The organism is Phenylobacterium sp. P4_E10, from assembly GCF_056401675.1.
In genome coordinates this window covers 68474-85224 of record NZ_JBFUIW010000017.1, presented here as the reverse complement: position 1 = coordinate 85224, position 16751 = coordinate 68474, and the positions used below count along the sequence as shown (strand labels likewise).

General features: G+C 67.3%; 17 protein-coding genes. 9 read left to right on the top strand and 8 right to left on the bottom strand.

Features of this window, described 5'->3' with window-relative positions; translation table 11 throughout:
- On the top strand, positions 1-624 hold a 624-nt coding region (locus tag AC1DQJ_RS17875), incomplete at its 5' end, for an OmpA family protein (protein WP_477605748.1).
- A 43-nt stretch (positions 625-667) separates the two neighbouring features.
- On the opposite strand, the gene AC1DQJ_RS17870 is transcribed toward AC1DQJ_RS17875, so the two are convergent.
- From AC1DQJ_RS17870 to AC1DQJ_RS17850, 5 genes are read right to left on the bottom strand one after another with little or no spacing between them, the layout of a single operon-like run.
- On the bottom strand, positions 668-937 hold the full coding sequence (locus tag AC1DQJ_RS17870; protein ID WP_477605755.1) for an HPr family phosphocarrier protein: 270 nt from the start codon (positions 935-937) through the stop codon (positions 668-670).
- Entirely contained in the window at positions 937-1341 is a 405-nt protein-coding gene (locus AC1DQJ_RS17865; protein ID WP_477605746.1) for a PTS sugar transporter subunit IIA, read from the bottom strand. Before AC1DQJ_RS17865 ends, AC1DQJ_RS17870 begins: the two co-directional genes overlap by 1 nt.
- Before the next feature lie 10 nt (positions 1342-1351).
- Entirely contained in the window at positions 1352-1837 is a 486-nt protein-coding gene (locus AC1DQJ_RS17860; RefSeq protein WP_477605744.1) for an HPr kinase/phosphorylase, read from the bottom strand.
- Positions 1834-3468, bottom strand: a complete 1635-nt coding sequence (locus tag AC1DQJ_RS17855; protein ID WP_477605742.1) for a stimulus-sensing domain-containing protein — start codon at positions 3466-3468, stop codon at positions 1834-1836. The genes AC1DQJ_RS17860 and AC1DQJ_RS17855 overlap by 4 nt, the downstream gene beginning before the upstream one ends.
- Entirely contained in the window at positions 3437-4162 is a 726-nt protein-coding gene (locus AC1DQJ_RS17850; protein WP_477605740.1) for a response regulator transcription factor, read from the bottom strand. Before AC1DQJ_RS17850 ends, AC1DQJ_RS17855 begins: the two co-directional genes overlap by 32 nt.
- A 200-nt stretch (positions 4163-4362) precedes the next feature.
- Here AC1DQJ_RS17850 and AC1DQJ_RS17845 point away from each other — a divergent pair, with 200 nt between their 5' ends.
- Positions 4363-6084, top strand: coding sequence for a hypothetical protein (locus tag AC1DQJ_RS17845; RefSeq protein WP_477605738.1), 1722 nt, complete (start codon positions 4363-4365; stop codon positions 6082-6084).
- 3 nt (positions 6085-6087) lie between these two features.
- Here the strand turns inward: AC1DQJ_RS17845 and AC1DQJ_RS17840 are convergent, their stop codons facing one another.
- Positions 6088-7119, bottom strand: a complete 1032-nt coding sequence (locus AC1DQJ_RS17840; RefSeq protein WP_477605736.1) for an aspartate-semialdehyde dehydrogenase — start codon at positions 7117-7119, stop codon at positions 6088-6090.
- 120 nt (positions 7120-7239) lie between these two features.
- Here AC1DQJ_RS17840 and AC1DQJ_RS17835 point away from each other — a divergent pair, with 120 nt between their 5' ends.
- From AC1DQJ_RS17835 to AC1DQJ_RS17820, 4 genes are all read left to right on the top strand, one after another.
- Positions 7240-7860 carry an EF-hand domain-containing protein gene (locus tag AC1DQJ_RS17835; protein WP_477605734.1) on the top strand — a complete coding sequence of 207 codons (621 nt, stop codon included), beginning with the start codon at positions 7240-7242 and terminating at the stop codon, positions 7858-7860.
- A gap of 29 nt (positions 7861-7889) precedes the next feature.
- Positions 7890-8276, top strand: coding sequence for a PaaI family thioesterase (locus tag AC1DQJ_RS17830; protein WP_477605732.1), 387 nt, complete (start codon positions 7890-7892; stop codon positions 8274-8276).
- Positions 8277-8339: 63 nt separating this feature from the next.
- Positions 8340-11111, top strand: a complete 2772-nt coding sequence (locus AC1DQJ_RS17825) for a M16 family metallopeptidase (RefSeq protein ID WP_477605730.1) — start codon at positions 8340-8342, stop codon at positions 11109-11111.
- Positions 11108-12493: a tetratricopeptide repeat protein gene (locus tag AC1DQJ_RS17820; RefSeq protein WP_477605728.1), complete on the top strand. Its 1386-nt coding sequence runs from the start codon at positions 11108-11110 to the stop codon at positions 12491-12493. The genes AC1DQJ_RS17825 and AC1DQJ_RS17820 overlap by 4 nt, the downstream gene beginning before the upstream one ends.
- Here the strand turns inward: AC1DQJ_RS17820 and AC1DQJ_RS17815 are convergent.
- Positions 12490-13476, bottom strand: a complete 987-nt coding sequence (locus AC1DQJ_RS17815; protein WP_477605727.1) for a D-2-hydroxyacid dehydrogenase — start codon at positions 13474-13476, stop codon at positions 12490-12492. The two genes, AC1DQJ_RS17820 and AC1DQJ_RS17815, sit on opposite strands and share 4 nt — an antisense overlap.
- 79 nt (positions 13477-13555) lie before the next feature.
- On the opposite strand from AC1DQJ_RS17815, the gene AC1DQJ_RS17810 reads away from it, so the two are divergent.
- The 3 genes from AC1DQJ_RS17810 to AC1DQJ_RS17800 are packed head-to-tail and all read left to right on the top strand — an operon-like array spanning position 13556 to position 16278.
- Complete coding sequence (locus AC1DQJ_RS17810) at positions 13556-14002, top strand: MarR family winged helix-turn-helix transcriptional regulator (RefSeq protein WP_477605725.1); 447 nt, start codon at positions 13556-13558, stop codon at positions 14000-14002.
- A 46-nt stretch (positions 14003-14048) separates the two neighbouring features.
- Positions 14049-14972: a bifunctional helix-turn-helix transcriptional regulator/GNAT family N-acetyltransferase gene (locus tag AC1DQJ_RS17805; RefSeq protein WP_477605723.1), complete on the top strand. Its 924-nt coding sequence runs from the start codon at positions 14049-14051 to the stop codon at positions 14970-14972.
- A 37-nt stretch (positions 14973-15009) separates the two neighbouring features.
- Positions 15010-16278: a sulfatase-like hydrolase/transferase gene (locus tag AC1DQJ_RS17800; protein ID WP_477605721.1), complete on the top strand. Its 1269-nt coding sequence runs from the start codon at positions 15010-15012 to the stop codon at positions 16276-16278.
- A gap of 10 nt (positions 16279-16288) precedes the next feature.
- Here AC1DQJ_RS17800 and AC1DQJ_RS17795 read toward each other — a convergent pair whose 3' ends face one another.
- Entirely contained in the window at positions 16289-16618 is a 330-nt protein-coding gene (locus AC1DQJ_RS17795; RefSeq protein ID WP_477605719.1) for a DUF6481 family protein, read from the bottom strand.
- Positions 16619-16751 lie beyond the last annotated feature (133 nt).

The following is a 16751-nucleotide window of genomic DNA, read 5'->3' as shown; positions in this document are numbered from 1 at the left end:
GCCGCGGCGACCACGAGCGGCGGCGGCTTCATGAAGATCCTGCCCTGGCTGATCGCCGCGGCGGTCGTCCTGGCTCTGATCTTCGGCCTGCGCAATTGCGGCTCGAAGCGCGTTGAAGCCCCGGTGGCCACCGCTCCGGTCGCGCCGGCCCCCGCCGTCGTCGTTCCTGTTGCCCCGGCGCCGGAAACCCTGACCCTGCCGGGCGGAACCACGATCTCCGTGGCGCCGGGCTCGATCGGCTTCGCCGTCGCCAAGTTCCTGGACTCCAACGAGGCGGCGCCCAAGACCTTCGTGTTCGACCACCTGAACTACGACACGGCGTCCAATGCGCTGACGCCCGAGAGCGCGCCGACGGTCAGCACCCTGGTGGTGATCCTCAAGGCCTATCCGAACGTGCGGGGCCGGGTCGTCGGCTACACCGACAACCAGGGAGATCCCGCCGCCAACAAGACGCTGTCCGACGCCCGCGCCGCGACCGTGAAGAAGGAAATGGTCGCCCAGGGCGTCGCCGCTGACCGCATCGAGACCGCGGGCATGGGCGAGGCTGATCCTGTCGCCGATAACGCCACCGAAGACGGCCGCGCCAAGAACCGGCGCACCGAACTGGTGATCGTCAGGAAGTAGCCGCGAAAGCAGAGACGGGCGGTTCCGGGCGACCGGGGCCGCCCTATTCGTCTTCGTCGAACTTCGCGGCGACCAGGGCGGATAGGGCCTCGACCGCGTCGTTCGCCTCGGCGCCTTCGGCCTGGATCTCGATGGCGCTGCCCGGCCCGGCGGCCAGCATCATCAGCCCCATGATCGAGCGGGCGTCGACGCTGGTGCCGTCCTTGGCGACCTTGACCTCGGCGTCGAAGGTGGCGGCCAGCTTGACGAATTTGGCTGAGGCCCGCGCATGCAGGCCCCGCTTGTTGATGATCTCGACCGTGCGCTCGATGATCACTTTTCGCCGGCCAGCACGTAGGACGCGACGGAGATGTACTTGCGTCCGGCCTCCTGAGCGCAGGCCACGCAGTCTTCCAGGCTCTGGCGGGTGCGCACCGAGGCCAGCTTGATCAGCATGGGCAGGTTCAGCCCGGCGATCACCTCGGCCTTGGTCTGCTCCATCACGGAGATGGCCAGATTCGAGGGCGTGCCGCCGAACATGTCGGTCAGCAGGATCACGCCGGATCCGGAGTCCACGGCCTCACACGCCGCCAGGATGTCCTTGCGGCGCTTTTCCATGTCGTCTTCCGGCCCGATGCAGATGGCGGCGACCGCGGCTTGCGGACCCACCACATGCTCCATGGCGAAGACGAACTCCTCGGCCAGACGCCCGTGCGTGACGATCACGAGCCCGATCATGCCAACTCTCTCAACGGGAATCCCCACCCGGCCGCGGCGATACGCCGGCCGCGAGGGCGTCTAGATACGCCCCTTCCGCCCAAGCTCCAAGATGTTGCAGTGCGCGACCAAGCTTCGCAGGCGCCGAAGACTCCAATGGCGCGAGTGAAATCGTCGGTATGCTCAACCCGACGTAGTCGTTGAGGGCCGGTTCCGGCATGCGTTCATGCTGCCCGCATCGGACTGCAAGGGCAATCCGGCAAAAGGCTAGCGGGGTTTCGTGGCAGATTCCGACGCCCCGAACCTCGATCATTGCGCTCAGCGTATCGGGCGCGCGACCATAGAGCGCGCCATCGCACGCCCAGACCACCACCCGGTCGTCGGCGACGAGCCGAAACCCGTTATCAAGCGCCCGGAGCGCCAGATCGCTCTTGCCGGACCCCGACGGCCCCTCGATCAGCACGCCGCGCCACAGGCCGCCCCGCTGCATCGCGATCAGACCGGCATGCAGGATCATCGGCGGGCCTCCGGTAGTGAGACAACGAACCGCGCGCCCTCCACGGCTCCATCCTCATCGACGCGGTTCAGCGCGCGGATGGAGCCGCCCTGCGCCTCGGCGATCTGCCGGGCGATGGAGAGCCCCAGGCCGGAATTGCCGCCGAACGCGGCGCCCTTGGGGCGCGAGGTGTAGAAGCGCTGGAAGATGGTCTCCAGATTGTCGGGCGGGATGCCGGGACCGTCGTCATCGACGGTGAGCACCGCCTCGCCGCGGCCGCGTTCCAGCGCCACGCGCACTTCACCGCCCATGGCGCTGAACGATCGGGCGTTGTCGATCAGATTGCGCAGCAATTGGCCCAGCGGCCCCTCGCGGCCGGAGACCATGATCGGCTCCAGGGTGTCGGGAAGGTCGAAGCGGACACGCACGTCGCCGGGCTTGGCGGTGTCCTGGTAGAGCTGAGTGACGTCGTGGATCAGTTTGCCGAGGTCGAGCGAACGCAAGTCTTCGCGCGACAGTTCGGCGTCCAGCCGCGAGGCGTTGGAGATGTCCGTGACCAGCCGGTCGAGACGCTTAATGTCGTTCTTGAGGATGGACAGCAGCCGCTCACGCGCGACGGGGTCCTTGACCAGGTCGAGGGTCTCGACCGCCGAGCGCAGGGAGGTCAGCGGGTTCTTGATTTCGTGCGCGACGTCGGCGGCGAAACGCTCGATGGCGTCCATGCGCTCGGAAAGCGCGTCGGTCATGTCTTCCAGCGACCGGGTCAGGTCGCCGAGCTCGTCGTCGCGATTGGCGAGCTGCGGCAGCGAGATGGCGCGCGCCCGCGACAACCGCACCCGGTCGGCCGCGCGGGCCAGCATCCGGACCGGCTGGGCGATCAGGTTGTTCAGCAGGATCGAGGAGACCAGGGTCACGAAGATCGAGATCAGGATGAACGGCGCCAGCGCCTGACGCTCGCGCCGGATGATCTCGTCGACGTCGCTGGCCTCCAGGGTCAGGACCCCGAGCACCGCCTGGACGTGCTGGATGGGAATCGAGACCGAGACGACCCGCTCGCCGTCCTCGGCGGTGCGCATCCCCGCCCAATGCACGCCGCGCAGGGCCTGGCCGACTTCCATCATCAGGGCCCGCTGAGCGGCGGGAGCCACCGGCGGCGGCGGGCGGCCGATGTTCAGGTCCAGCGCCAGGCCGCCCTGGTCGCTACGCGGCTTGGCCGGCGGCAGCACCTTCCATTCGACGCGGTCGGCCACCCAGTAGCTGTCGGCGATCAGGTTGCCGTTGGCGTCGAACAACCTCGCCCGCTGCGAGCGCGGGTTGGACAGCATCTGCAGAATCTCGCTGGCGGCCTGGGCGTCCAGTTCCGGCGTCGGCTCGCCCACCGTCGCGGCGCGGTTGATCACGTTGACGATTAGCTCGCCCTGGGTGGTCAGGCTGTCGATCCGCGCCCCGACCAGGCCGCGCCGAAGCTCATTCAGCAGCAGCGAGCCGGCGATGATGATCGCCAGACCCAGGACGTTGAGCAGGATGATGAACCGCCCCAGGCGCGAGCCTGGCAGCCAACGGAAGAAGGAGGAGGAGCCGGCCTGGGTCGGCCGACGCTTACGCGCCTCCGGCTTCGGGTCAGGCTTCGCGGTATCTGTATCCGACGCCATAAAGGGTTTCGATCGCGTCGAACTCCGGGTCGACCTCGCGGAACTTCTTTCGCATCCGCTTGATGTGGCTGTCGATGGTGCGGTCGTCCACATAGACCTGATCGTCGTAGGCGGCGTCCATCAGATTGTCGCGGCTCTTCACGAAGCCGGGCCGCTGAGCGAGCGACTGCAGCAGCAGGAACTCGGTCACCGTCAGCTTCACCGGCCGGCCGTCCCACAGGCAGTCGTGGCGGGCGGGGTCGAGGGTGAGCTTGCCGCGTTTCAGGGCACGGGCCGCGGCGTCTCCATTGGGCGCCGCCGCGGCGCCGCCCACAGCGGGCTCTTCGCCTTCGATGCCGGCCCGGCGCAGCACCGCCTTCACCCGCTCGATCAGCAGCCGTTGGCTGAACGGCTTGTGCATGTAGTCGTCGGCCCCGAGGTTGAAGCCGAGGATCTCGTCGATCTCCTCGTCCTTTGAAGTCAGGATGATGACGGGCAGGTCCGAGGTGCGGCGCAGCCGGCGCAGCACTTCCATGCCGTCCATGCGGGGCATCTTCACGTCGAGGATCGCCAGGTCCGGGGGTTCGTTCTCGAGAGCCGCCAGTCCGGACGCGCCATCGAAGTACGCCTTGACCTCATGGCCGTGGCTTTCGAGAGCGAGGCTCACCGACGTGACGATGTTCTCGTCGTCGTCCACCAGGGTGATCTTGGCCATAGGTCTCTGTCGTTTCCTTCAGCGAAGCTTGCATAGCTAATCGCCCGCCAGCGTGTCCTCAATGGGGCGTTCGTCGGATGAAGTCGACGGCGAACGCGTCGGTTCCCGCTTCAGGTATTCGCGCAACGTCCGGTAAAGCCTTGTGCTAAAGGCATATTAAGCTTGTCCGGGCAGGATCAGTGACCCAAAGGGGAACTGTCGTGCCCGGCCAGCAAGTCCACTACGAGCTATTCATCCGGCGTGCGCCCGGGGCGGCGTGGACGCTGGACATGGCCACCGAGAACCGCACGGCCGCCATCGCCACCGCCGAGGAGCTGATGAAGGAAGGCCGCGTGGCGGCTGTCCGCGTCACCAAGGAAACCCTCGACTCCGAGACCCGCGAGTTCCAGTCGGTCTCCATCCTGAATCTCGGCGCCACCGAGGTGGTCAAGAAGAAGAAAGTCGTCGAGAACCAGGATCCGCTCTGCGTGCAGCCGCAGGATCTCTACACCATCCACGCTCGCGAACGGATCGGCCGCCTTCTCGAGGGCTGGCTGGAGCGCAAGGGCGCGACACCGTTCGAACTGCTGCACCGCGCCGACCTGGTCGAGGAGCTGGAAGCCTCCGGCACCGACCTGCAGCACGCCATCCAGAAGGTCGCCATTCCCGAGGCCCAGGCCCGCGGCTTGACGGTGCACGAGTTGATCCGGGTGTTCACCACCCTGGTCGACCGCGCCGTCGACCGGCTGCTGAAGGACTTCCGCAAGGGCGGGATGCCGGACCTCGACAAGGAAGGCTTCGCCCGCGCCGCCGAGCGCGTCAGCCACGATCCCGATCGCGCTTACCTGCTGGGGGCCGGCGTCGCCGCCTCGATCGCTCCGGCCCGCTCTTGGTCGGAGAAGATCTCGCGCCTGCTGGACCTGGCCGACGCCGCGCCGGTAACCGGACCGCCTCGGGCGCTGGCGTTGCAGACCATCGAACAGCCGATGGCCGAGATCCTCGGCTCGCGTTCCGGACTAGACAATATCCTCGGGGCCGACCTCGATCTCGGCGGTCAGCTCGCTGCCATGACCCGGCTGTCGGCCTGCGACACGGTCGACGCCCTGATGCGGATCGAGCCCTCGGTCGCCAAGATCATGCCGCCGCTGTCGGAGGCGGCCACGCGGCTCGCCAAGTGGCTGTCCAGCGACGACTTCCAAAGCGTGCGTTCGGCCATCGCCAAGCGGGTGGTGCGCGAACTGAACGGCCCGCGTCGGCTTCGTCCGGGCGATGCTCCCGGCGAGATCGCGATCATGCGCGGCCTCGCCATGACCCTGACCGCTGCGGCGGGCGCCGGCGCCCTGCTCAACGGCGACGACGTCCAGGCGGCCTTCGTGCAGCGCTCGCGGATGCTGGTGACCAGCGACTTCGTCGAATCCTATCTCGGCGGCGGCGAGCGCACCGCCCGCGAGGAGATCGAGGCCCTGGTCTGGCTGGTGGAGAACGTCATCGGCGGCGCCAACAAGCGCCAGGCCGGACGCTACTTGTCGGCCGGCGTGGCGGCCCTGCGGTTCGAGAAGGAATTCCGCTATGGCCCAGATACCGCGGCGGTGAAGCTCCAGAAGTTGGCGGCGTTGCAGCGCTCGGTCGGTCGCTCGGGGCTCGCGGCGGAAGACTACCAGCCGATCCAGGCCAAGATCGGCGACGTTGGGGGCATGGTTGAGGCGGACGCGCGCCTGATCCCGACCCTGACCAAGGCTCCGGCGCCCGCGGGCCAGAAGCTGTTGCTGCTGCTGCGCCTGGCGACGGGCGAAACCGCTCCGTCGGGCCCGGCCGCCGACCGCGCCCGCCAGGAGGCGATGCGCATGGTGCGCCTTGAAGAGACCCGCACCGAACTGGCCGCCAATCCCGAGCGGATGGACCAGGTGCGGACCCTGATCAATCAGCTCGGGATGGCGGCCTAGGCATTAGGCCGTGGCCTTGCTCTTCAGCAGGCCGCGCTCGTGCAGCAGCTCGGCGATCTGGACTGCGTTCAAAGCCGCGCCCTTGCGCAGGTTGTCGGCGACGACCCACAGGTTCAAGCCGTTCTCGACCGTGGGATCCTTGCGGATGCGGCTGACGAACACCGAGAACTCGCCCTGGGCTTCCTTCGGCGTGATGTAGCCCTTGTCGTTGCGCTGATCGATGACGATCAGGCCCGGGCTCTCGCGGAGCAGGTCGCGGGCCTCATCTTCGTCCAGCGGATCGTGGAATTCGATGTTCACCGCCTCCGAGTGGCCGACCATCACCGGCACCCGCACGCAGGTCACGGTGAGCGCGATCGACGGGTCGATCATCTTGTGGGTCTCGTTCCACATCTTGGCTTCCTCGTCGGTGTAGCCGTCCTCGTTGAAGGCGCCGATGAAGGGAATGACGTTGAAGGCGATTTGCTTCGGGAACTTCTTGGGCTCGGGAGCGCCCAGGACGAAGACGCCCTTGGTCTGGTCCCAAAGCTCGTCCATGCCTTCCTTGCCGGCCCCAGAAACCGACTGGTAGGTCGAGACCACCACCCGCTTGATGCGCGCACGGTCGTGCAGCGGCTTCAGCGCCACGACCAGCTGGGCGGTGGAGCAGTTCGGGTTGGCGATGATGTTCTTCTTGCTGGCATAGGCCACGTCGTCCGGGTTCACTTCCGGCACGATCAGCGGCACGTCGGGGTCCATCCGCCAGGCAGAGGAGTTGTCGATGACGATCGGGCCGGCGGCGCCGATCTTCGGGGCCCACTCCTTGGCGAACGTGCCCGAGACGCTCATCAGCACGACGTCGACAGTGGAGAAATCGAACTGCTCGACGTCCTCGCACTTGATGATCTTCTCGCCGAACGAGACTTCAACGCCGATCGACTTGCGGCTGGCGATCGCGTGAATCTTGTCCACGGGGAATTTCACTTCCTCCAGGATATTCAGCATCTCGCGGCCCACATTGCCCGTGGCGCCGACCACGGCCACCCGATAGCCCATGGCGGTCTCCTTCAAATCTTGTAGCGGAGCGTCCCGTTACGCCCTGGCGTTCCATGGCGCAAGGCGAGCGGTGGCACGCTCGTTGCGTCGACCGAGCCAACCCAGCGAGGGAGACACTCGATGCATATTCACGCCCCTGCCCACAAACTGACAGGGATCGCCGCCAATCTGCTTGCTCCCGGTTTGGGAAAATCTGACCAAACCACGGAAATCATTGGCAAGAAGAAGGGTGATCAGGTCGCCCCCGATCATGCCGCAGGCCTCGTCGGATCTGATGAAATCGCACAGCCGCAGCCCGGCAAGAATGGGCGCTCGGCGCCAATTGCCGGCGCCGACGAGACTCGCGCGGCCAAGGTTCGGCCCGAAGCTCAGGCTCACAGGCGGTTCGGCCCCAAGACGCTCGATGCGCTGATCGAGGCCCAGACCGCATTGGAGACGGCAGCCCAGCGGGTGGTGGAGTCCCTCGACGCCGATGGCGATGGCGGCTTCACGTTGGCCGAGCTGAAGGACGCCCTGCCGGGTAAGTCGGGCAAAGCGCCCGGCCGCTCGGCGCGCGCCGAGCGGCTGTTCGGCCGCATCGACTCTGATGGCGATGGCAAGGTGACGCTTGCCGAATTGACCGCCCTGTTCGCACCCAGGCCGGTCGAGCCTGCCGAGGAGGAGTCGGCCGCCACGGAAACGGCCGCCGCAGACACGACGTCGGAGGTCATTGACCCTGCCAAGACCATCCCGTCAGCTTGAGGCATCGACCCTAGCGACAGGACAGGCTGATGAGCGCCGACACCGGAATGCCGTTCTCCAATTTGATGGGCGTGGAGATCGTCGAGCGCAGCAAGGACAAGATCACCGGCCGGCTGTTGGTCCGTGAGGACCTCTGCACGGCTGGCGGCATTCTGCACGGCGGGGCGTACATGGCCTTTGCCGACGCGCTCGGCGCGATCGGCGGCTTTCTCAACCTGCCGGCCGGGGCGCGCACGACCACGCTGGAGTCCAAGACCAACTTCCTGGGCGCGGCCAAGGTGGGAACCATGGTGCTGGGCGAGGCCACGCCGCTTCATATCGGCCGCCGCTCCAGTGTCTGGCAGACCCGCATCACTAACGAGAGCGGCAAGTTGCTGGCGCTGGTTCTGCAGACCCAGATGGTTGTCGACGCGTAACGATGTTCACTTTTCATTCTCGTCTCAATATGTATCCTCCGGTTGAGCTTTCTGGGGGTGTGCGTGGCATCGTTGTGGGTGCGGGTGTGCGGGGGCCTGTTCGCGGCTCTGTGCCTGGCGGCTGAAGCGGCCGCGGCTGCCGAACCGCTGACGGCCGACCCGGCGGTAATGCAAGGGACCATGCCCAGTGGCATGGCCTATGTGATCGCGCCCAACTCCAACCCGAAGGGCGCGCTGTCGCTGCGACTGACTTTTGATGTCGGCAGCGTCGAGGAGGCCGAGGCCGAACGGGGCGCCGCCCACTTCATCGAGCACATGGCCTTTCGCGCCACCCGCCACTTCCCGGAGGGCGAGCTCGAGCGCGCCTTCGCGGCCATGGGAGTGTCGGCCGGACGCGACCAGAACGCGTTTACCAGTCCGCGCCGCACGATCTACGTCCTCGATCTTCCGGATGCCTCGACCGAGTCACGCCGCCTGGCCCTGCAATGGCTGCGTGATGTCGCCGATGGGGTCGTGTTCGACGCCGCCGCGGTCGACCGCGAACGCGGCGTGGTGCTGGCCGAACGCGACGCACGCGCTGCGCCGGACGAACTGGTCCTCAACACCATCACAGCCTTTCAGGCGCCGGAATTGCGTTCAACCCAGCGGCCGCCGATCGGCGAATTGGGAGTTCTGCACCGCCTCACCCCCGCCACGCTACAGGGGTTCTACACCCGCTGGTATCGGCCCGAGCACGCCCGCCTGACCATTGTCGGCGATACGGCGGCGATGAAGGGGTTGATGAGCGATGTCATCGACACGTTTGGCGACTGGCGCGGCGCCGGAGGCCCATTGCCGGCGCGCGCGCCGTCGCCGCCGCCGGATGCCCGCCGCGGCCTGGACGCGGTCGGGGTGTCGGAGCCCCGCGTCGATAGCGGCTTGTCGGTTTGCCGCCTGCGCGCGCCCGAACTGCCAATCGCCGACACAGCCCAGCTGCAGCGGCGGATGCTGCAGCTTGTAGCCATCACCGCCCTGCAGGCGCGGCTCGACCAGTTGCGCTTCACCGATCTGGCCGTGCTCGACGCCCAGCTCGACATCAACGACGCAGAAGGAGAGCGCCGACAGCTCTGCGTCACCGTCGCTGCAGCGCCCGAGGATTGGCGGGCGGCGCTGAAAGCCGTTCAGCTGGAGCTGCGCCGCTTCACCGACGAGGGCCCCGGCCAGGACGAGATCGAGGCGGCGCTGATCGAGATCCGAGGCGGTTTGCTGGGCGAGATCACCGATGCGGCCAGCCGCACGAGCCCCGACGTTGCAACCGATCTTGCCATGACTGTCGCGGACGGCGAGGTGCGCATGGAACCGCGACAGCAGATGCGCGCGGTGAACAAGGCGCTGGAGGGTTGGACCCGTGAGCGCGTCCAGGCCGCGTGGCGCGAGGACTGGAGCGGCGCCGGCCCGTTCGTAGCCGCGGTCGGCGAGTCCGCCCCTAGCGGCCAGCAGATTCTCGCCGCATGGGCGGAGAACCAGGTCGCACCGACGAGCGCCTACGTGAAACGCGCCGCGCCGCAATGGGCCTATCGCGCGGGCTCGCCCGGCAAGGTGCTGGATCGCACCAAGGACGGATCCTTCGTTCGCCTGCGGTTCGACAACGGCGTGGCGATGAACTTCAAGCGGACCGAATTCAGCAAAGGCGTGGTCGAGGTCCGGGTCGATCTCGGCGAGGGACGTCGGGCGCTGGGGAGTCGTTCGGCCAGCGAAGGCGGTATCGCCGCCGATTCCTTCACGCTGGGGGGACTGGGTCGCCACTCCTACGCCGAACTGAAGGCGATTTTCGGCGACGAGCCCCTTCGCCTGGAGTTCTCGATGGAGAACCGGGCCTTCACCTTCGCCTCGCACTCCTATCTCGACCGGCTGCCGGCCCAGTTGCTGCTGATGTCCACCTATCTGCTCGACCCGGGATTTCGAGACGAGCTGGACGCCAAGCTCCCCGCCGAGCTGGCGGCCGACGAACGCGCCAGCCTGGCCTCCCCGCTGGACGTCATCTACGAGCGCATCGATGCGCTCGCGGGGAACCCCGTGCCTCCAGCCGCCGAGCTGTCGCGGCTGACGTCGCGCGACTTCGAAGCCTGGCTGAAGCCCATCGTCACCCAGGCGCTGCTGGAGGTGACCCTGGTCGGCGACATCAGCGAGGCCGAGGCGATCGAGCTGGTGAGCAAGACCTTCGGCGCGCTGCCGCCGCGCGAGGGGTTCGCCTCGCCGACCGACTATCGCGGCTTCGGCCGATTTCCTGCCGCCGCCACGCCGCGGATCGAGCTCACCCATTCCGGTCCTGCCGACAAGACGATGGTCGCCATGGTCTGGCCGCTGTTTGTGGCCGACCCAAGCCGCCGCCGCGAGCAGCGCGCCCTGCGACTGCTGGGCGCCCTGTTCGACGACGAGCTGCGACAATCGGTTCGTGAGCGGCTCGGCAAGGCCTACGCTCCTTTCGTCGATCTCTCGGCCCCGGATCGGGCGGACCAGGCCTATCTGATCGCCGCCGTTGAGACCGCGCCGGCCGACCTCCCCCTCGTCGAGGCCGAGATGCACGCGCTGGCCGCCCGCCTGGCCGCGGGAGATATCGACTCCGCCAGACTGGAGGCCGCGCGCAAGCCGCTGTTGAGCCAGGTCCTGAACCTGCGCACCGACAACATTTGGTGGGCCCAGACCCGGCAGATCGGCCGCCAGGACCTGTTGGACGTCGCCGAGGGGGAAAGCCCCCTGGCCTCGATCTCGGCGCAGGAGGTGCGCGCCGCCGCGACAGCCTGGCTCACGCCGGCCCCCATCGTCCTCATCGCAACTCCGGAGCTGCGAAAGTGAAACGCCTGATCTTCATTCCGTTCACAGCGACGCTGTTGGCCGCTGGCCCGGTCGCGGCGGTCGACTACTCGCCCGCGACCTTGCGCGCCATAGAGCTGCTCGAAGCCGGCAAAGGCAAAGCGGGTCTGGCCGCGCTTGAGGCCGCCGCCGCCCGTAACGACGTCAGCGCGCTCGAGATGCTGGCCCTAATCTATCTGGAGGCCGAGCAGCCCGAGGTGGCGCTGTCGCAGGCCGAAGCGGCCGCACGACTGGCGCCGAATGACGCTGACGTGCTGGTCACGCGCGGGAAGGTGTTTGGCGCACTTGGCCAAAAGGACAAGGCTCGGGCCGAGTTTGACAAGGTTCTGGCCTCGGGGTCGCACGCGGGGGCTCTATATGAGCGCGGTCAGTTGCGCGTGGAGGGGGGCGACCACGAGACGGCGCTCGCCGATTTCCGGCTCGCCTTCCAGATCGATCCCAAGCGGACCGACGCCCTATTGAGTGTGGCCATGGAGCTGGTGGAGCTGAAACGCGTCTCCGAGGCGCTGGCGACGTATGATCTACTTCTTAAACTGGAGCCGGACTCGCCGGCAGTCCTTGCTGCCTGGGCGGAGGTGCACGCCGACCAGGGCGACTACGCGGGCGCCGTCGCTGGATTTGAGGCGGCGATTAAGCTCGAGCCGAAAGACGCTGACCTTCACGTGTCGCTGGGCGCCGCCTGGGAGAAGCTCGGCGACAGCCGCCGTGCTCTTGCGGCCTATACTGCAGCTACCCGCCTGGACCCGGGAAACCTCTATGGGTGGTGGAACGCCGGACGCGTGCTGCAGGCGGAAGGCCGCTGGAAGCCTGCCGTGGCCGCCTTTGACCGTGCGGTAGCGCTGGATCCCGTCAACGCCGTACTGCTCACGGATCGCGGACTGGCGCGGTACGACGCCGGCGACGACCGCGCGCTGACCGATTTCGACGCGGCGCTGAAGGCCGATCCGAAGTCCACATATTCGCTCACGTGGCGTGGGGCGTACTTCGTCGATATGGACGAGCCCGCGAAGGCGCTGGTCGATCTGGATGCCGCGCTGAAACTCGAACCCGATGATCCGGACGCCCTCGGCTTGCGCGCCCGCGCCATGCTCATGTTGAGCCGCCATGATCGGGCGCTGGCCGACATCAACGGGGCGATCAAGTCCTCGAAGACGCCATTCAATTTGAGCACTCGCGGCGAGATCTACAGCGCCATGGGCGACCATCTTCAGGCGATCGAGGCCTTTGATGAGGCGATTGCGCTCGACCCGACCTATGCGGACGCGTGGTTGCAGCGCTCGAAGTCGAAGGCGGAGATGGGCGACAAGGAAGCAGCCGCCGCCGACCGCGCCCGGGCCTTGAAGCTCGACCCGACCCTTGGTTAGCCGGCGCCGATGTCGGCGGGGTTGGTGACGTTGCGCAGCGTCTCCCCGCGCACGTAGCGGGCGAGGTTTTCCAGGAACAGCTCCTCGCCGCGCGCACCGGTCAGGTCGCCGCGGTTGGACGCGTGCGGCGTCACCCGGACCTTCGGGTGATCCCAGAACCAGGCGTCCTGCGGCAGTGGCTCGGTCTTGAAGACGTCTAGCACCGCATGACCGGGCTGGTCGCGATCGAGGCCCGCGCGCAATGCGTCCTCGTCCACCAGGCCGCCGCGGCCGATGTTGATCAGGATGGCTCCCGGCTTCATCGCAGCAAAGAAGTCGACGTTGGCCAAATCGCGGGTCTCGTCATTGAGCGCGCAGGCCAGCACTACGACGTCGGCCTCGGGCAAGCGCTGCGGCAGATCGGCGAGCGTGCTGACGGAGTCGGCCAGACCATCTCCCGACGGTGAGCGGCGCACCGCCTCGATGTCGGCGCCGAAGGCCTTGGCCCGCGCGGCGATTTCCCGGCCGATATTGCCGAAGCCCACAATGAGCCAGCGGGTCTGACCGACCTCGCGGAAGTTCACCGGCTTCCACTCGCGGGCCCGCTGGTGGGCGGCTTGCTGCGCGATAGGGTGCAGGAGGCTGAGCGCGTGGATGGTCACGTACTCGGCGATGGCCGGCGCCTGGGCGCTGGAATTGGTTACGGTCAGACCGTCCCGCGCCAGTGGCTTGAACATTGCGTTGTCGAGCCCGGCAAAGGCTGTCTGCACCCAGCGGGCGTCCGGCGACCCGGCCAGCCTCGGGAAGTAGTCACCGCCGCGCTTGCCGAAGGCGTCCAGGCTCAGCCACCAGATGTCGGGCGCCAGATTTGCCTCGTCGAACGGTTGGCCCCGGAGGGTAAGACCACCCTCCGGCTCCAGCACCACAATATCGAGATCGGGGGCCAGGGCCGCGGCGCGTTCGGCGATGCGGTCGTAGGAGGCTCTGAGCAGGAAGGCTTGCATGGGGGGAGCTTAACCGGACGGCGTATTCGAACAACAAAGGAAGTTTGACAATATATTGGCATAGCGACATGCTGCTGCCATGGAAACTTCAGCGGACGCGGTTCTGCGCCTGGTCGATGCGGTAGGCGCGGCCGCGAGCCGGTTCGCCGAGGTCGAGGACCGAATGCTTGCCGACACGGGCCTCACCGGCGCCCGGATGCGGGTGGCCGGCGTCCTGGGCCAAGTCGGCGCCGCCCGCACCGTGCCGCAGGTGGCGCGAACCCTGGGGCTCAGCCGCCAGGCCGTACAGCGGCTCGCCGACGATATGGCCGAGCGCGGGCTGAGCGCATGGATCGACAATCCTGATCATCGTCGTGCACGCCTGTTTCGGCTAACCGAGCAGGGGCGAGACGCCTACAGCCAAGCCTTGCGGCGTAAGGTGCTATGGGCCCAGGGGCTGTCGGAGGGTCTGACCCCCGCCTGGCTTGCGGTGGCCACCGAACTGCTGGGTCTGATGAGTGGCAGGGCCATCCCCAAAAACAGATAATTGACTCAGTCAACTATCTGGAAAATCCTGTCCTGGGAGGATGATCATGCTGGCCAGAGACCCCGTATCCGCCGTTCGCCGATTCAACCGCTTCTACACCCGCCGGATCGGCGCGCTGGACGAGGCGCACCTCGGTTCTCCCTACACCCTGGCCGAGATGCGGGTGCTGTACGAAGTCGCCCAGGCTCCGGATGGGGTGGCGCCAAAAGCTCTGGCCGGACGCACCGACATGGATCCCGGCTATCTGAGCCGGGTGCTCAAACGGTTCGAGGAGGAGGGACTTTTGCAGCGTCAGACCGACCAGCACGACCGCCGCCGCGTGTCGGTATGGCTGACCACTGAGGGCATACACGCCTACAACAACTGGCTCGGCTCAGCACAAGGCGCCGTGGAGGGAATGATCGCGCCGCTCTCGACAGTGCAGAGAACCAAGCTGACCAAGGCCATGGCCGAGATCGAGGGCCTGCTCGGCGGGGCGCTCAAGAGCGGCGAGATCGTTCTTCGGGCTCATCGGCCGGGAGATATCGGCTGGGTCGCCCATCGCCACGGCGTGCTCTACGCCCGCGAACAGGGTTGGGACGAACGGTTCGAGGCGCTGGTCGCCAAGATCGCCGGCGATTTCGTCCTCAACTTCGACCCCTCCCGCGAACGCTGCTGGATCGCCGAGCGCGAGGGCGAGATGCTCGGGTCGATCTTCCTGGTGAAGGGCGAGGTCGAGGGACAGGCTAAGCTGCGGCTGCTGCTCATCGAGCCGGCCGCCCGCGGGCATGGCCTCGGCAAGCGGCTGGTGGCCGAGTGCGTGGCCTTCGCGCGCCAGGCCGGCTACCGCGAGATCACCCTCTGGACTCAGAGCATCCTGCTTCCGGCCCGCGCCATTTACGCAGCCGCCGGCTTCGAGTTGATCGAAAGCCGCCCCGACGACGTGATCGCGCCAGGCCTAGTCAGTGAGACCTGGCTGCTGAGGCTTTAAGGGTGACAGCCGCGGCCAAGGCGGAGATGTTGGCCCGATGCGCAAACCCAATTTCATCGTCATTCTTGCCGACGACCTTGGCTACGGCGACCTCGGCTGCGACGGCGGCACGGTCATCCGGACGCCCAATCTCGATCGCATGTCCGAGCAGGGCGTGCGGCTCACCGACTTCTATGCCTCGGCCAATGTCTGCACCCCATCGCGCGCGGGGCTGCTGACCGGGCAGTACGCGATCCGCAACGGCCTGGCGCACGAGGTGATCCAGCCCGCTGACACCACCGGCCTGCCGCCGGACGCACTGACCATTCCCAAGGCTCTGGGCGAAGACTACGCCAGCGCCTTGATCGGCAAGTGGCACCTCGGTCACGTCGCACCGCATTGGCCGCCGATGGCCTATGGCTTCGACCGCTTCTATGGCTTGCCCTACAGCCACGACATGAAGCCCCTGGCGCTCTACGACAACGCCACCTCGCCGATGACCGAGGGCAAGGCCGACTTCGCCAAGCTGACCCAATGGTTCTTCGAGCAGACCATTGAATTCGCCGAGCAGAACCGCGAGCGACCTTTCTTCGTGCTGCTGGCCCTGACCGCGCCGCATGTGCCGCTGAAGCCCAACCCGGACGATCTGACCGGGTCGCAGGGCGGGGCCTATGGCGAGGTGGTCGAGGAGATCGACGTCAATGTCGGGCGGCTTCTGGCAAAGCTGAAGGCGCTGGGCCTCGACGAGGACACCATGGTGGTCTTCACGTCGGACAACGGCCCGTGGTTCGAAGGCTCGTCAGGCCCGTTCCGCGACCGCAAGGGCGGCTCGGCCTGGGACGGGGGTTTCCGGGTGCCGTTTATCGCGCGTCAGCCGGGCGCGCTGCCCGCAGGCAGCGTCCATAACGGGCTCGCCAGCAACCTGGACCTGCTGCCGACGTTGCTAGCCATGGCCGGCCAGCCGGCGGTCAGCGACCGCGAGTTGGACGGCAAGGACCTGTCCGGGGTGCTCAAGGATGGCGCGGACTCGCCCCACGAGGAGATCGTGCTGTTCGACAACAACAGGGTCGCAGCCGTCCGCACGCCACGCTGGAAGTATGTGGCGCGGTCCTACTACCGGACCTACGACATCGCGCTCGATCGCTACCCGCTGCTGTTCGACATGGATGTCGATCCCGGCGAGAACTACAGCGTCGCGCGCAACTTCCCGGACGACGCGGCGGACATGCGCGCGCGCCTGGAGCGAGCCAGGGCCAAGTACGAGCCGATGGCGGACGCGTTCCCGCCGCACGTGGCGCCGGCCTCAGCCGCCGACCACCCCGACTAGGGCCGTGCGCCTACTTGCGGCGCTGCTTGCGTGCGGCGTAGCGGGCGTCGCGGGCGGCCTTCTGGGCGACGCGCAGTTCCAGCTCGGCGGTCTCGGCGTTGAACGCGTCGATCTCCTTGGCTAGCGCCTCGGCCTCGGCCTGGGCTTTGCGTCGCTCAGCCCGTTCGGCTTCACGCTTTGCGCGTAGCTCGGCCAGTTCGGCGGCTTTGATGGAGGCGCGATCGGGTCCCGGAGCGGCCGTGACGGTGGGTTTCACCTTCATCTTGGCCAGGAGGGCCTTCTTGGCTTCGAGGGACGCTGACGCGCGGTCTTGGAAAGTGGTGTTCTTTAGGTAACTCATGCGGGCGTCCCCATCTCGCATTTCGAAAAAAAATGCAATCGGGAGTCGGTGCGTTTGTTCGCCGCGGTGCGTCGGGTGGGCGCAGGCGCGCGACGTTTTCCGGGCCGCGCTGCAGCGGCCCGGAGACGCCTTC

Excerpts from the sequence above, each read along its gene's own strand:
- AC1DQJ_RS17865 (WP_477605746.1), bottom strand. The coding sequence starts at position 1,341 with ATGATCGGGCTCGTGATCGTCACGCACGGGCGTCTGGCCGAGGAGTTC.
- AC1DQJ_RS17860 (WP_477605744.1), bottom strand. The coding sequence starts at position 1,837 with ATGATCCTGCATGCCGGTCTGATCGCGATGCAGCGGGGCGGCCTGTGG.
- AC1DQJ_RS17855 (WP_477605742.1), bottom strand. The coding sequence starts at position 3,468 with ATGGCGTCGGATACAGATACCGCGAAGCCTGACCCGAAGCCGGAGGCG.
- AC1DQJ_RS17850 (WP_477605740.1), bottom strand. The coding sequence starts at position 4,162 with ATGGCCAAGATCACCCTGGTGGACGACGACGAGAACATCGTCACGTCG.
- AC1DQJ_RS17840 (WP_477605736.1), bottom strand. The coding sequence starts at position 7,119 with ATGGGCTATCGGGTGGCCGTGGTCGGCGCCACGGGCAATGTGGGCCGC.
- AC1DQJ_RS17835 (WP_477605734.1), top strand. The coding sequence starts at position 7,240 with ATGCATATTCACGCCCCTGCCCACAAACTGACAGGGATCGCCGCCAAT.
- AC1DQJ_RS17830 (WP_477605732.1), top strand. The coding sequence starts at position 7,890 with ATGAGCGCCGACACCGGAATGCCGTTCTCCAATTTGATGGGCGTGGAG.
- AC1DQJ_RS17815 (WP_477605727.1), bottom strand. The coding sequence starts at position 13,476 with ATGCAAGCCTTCCTGCTCAGAGCCTCCTACGACCGCATCGCCGAACGC.
- AC1DQJ_RS17810 (WP_477605725.1), top strand. The coding sequence starts at position 13,556 with ATGGAAACTTCAGCGGACGCGGTTCTGCGCCTGGTCGATGCGGTAGGC.
- AC1DQJ_RS17805 (WP_477605723.1), top strand. The coding sequence starts at position 14,049 with ATGCTGGCCAGAGACCCCGTATCCGCCGTTCGCCGATTCAACCGCTTC.
- AC1DQJ_RS17800 (WP_477605721.1), top strand. The coding sequence starts at position 15,010 with ATGCGCAAACCCAATTTCATCGTCATTCTTGCCGACGACCTTGGCTAC.
- AC1DQJ_RS17795 (WP_477605719.1), bottom strand. The coding sequence starts at position 16,618 with ATGAGTTACCTAAAGAACACCACTTTCCAAGACCGCGCGTCAGCGTCC.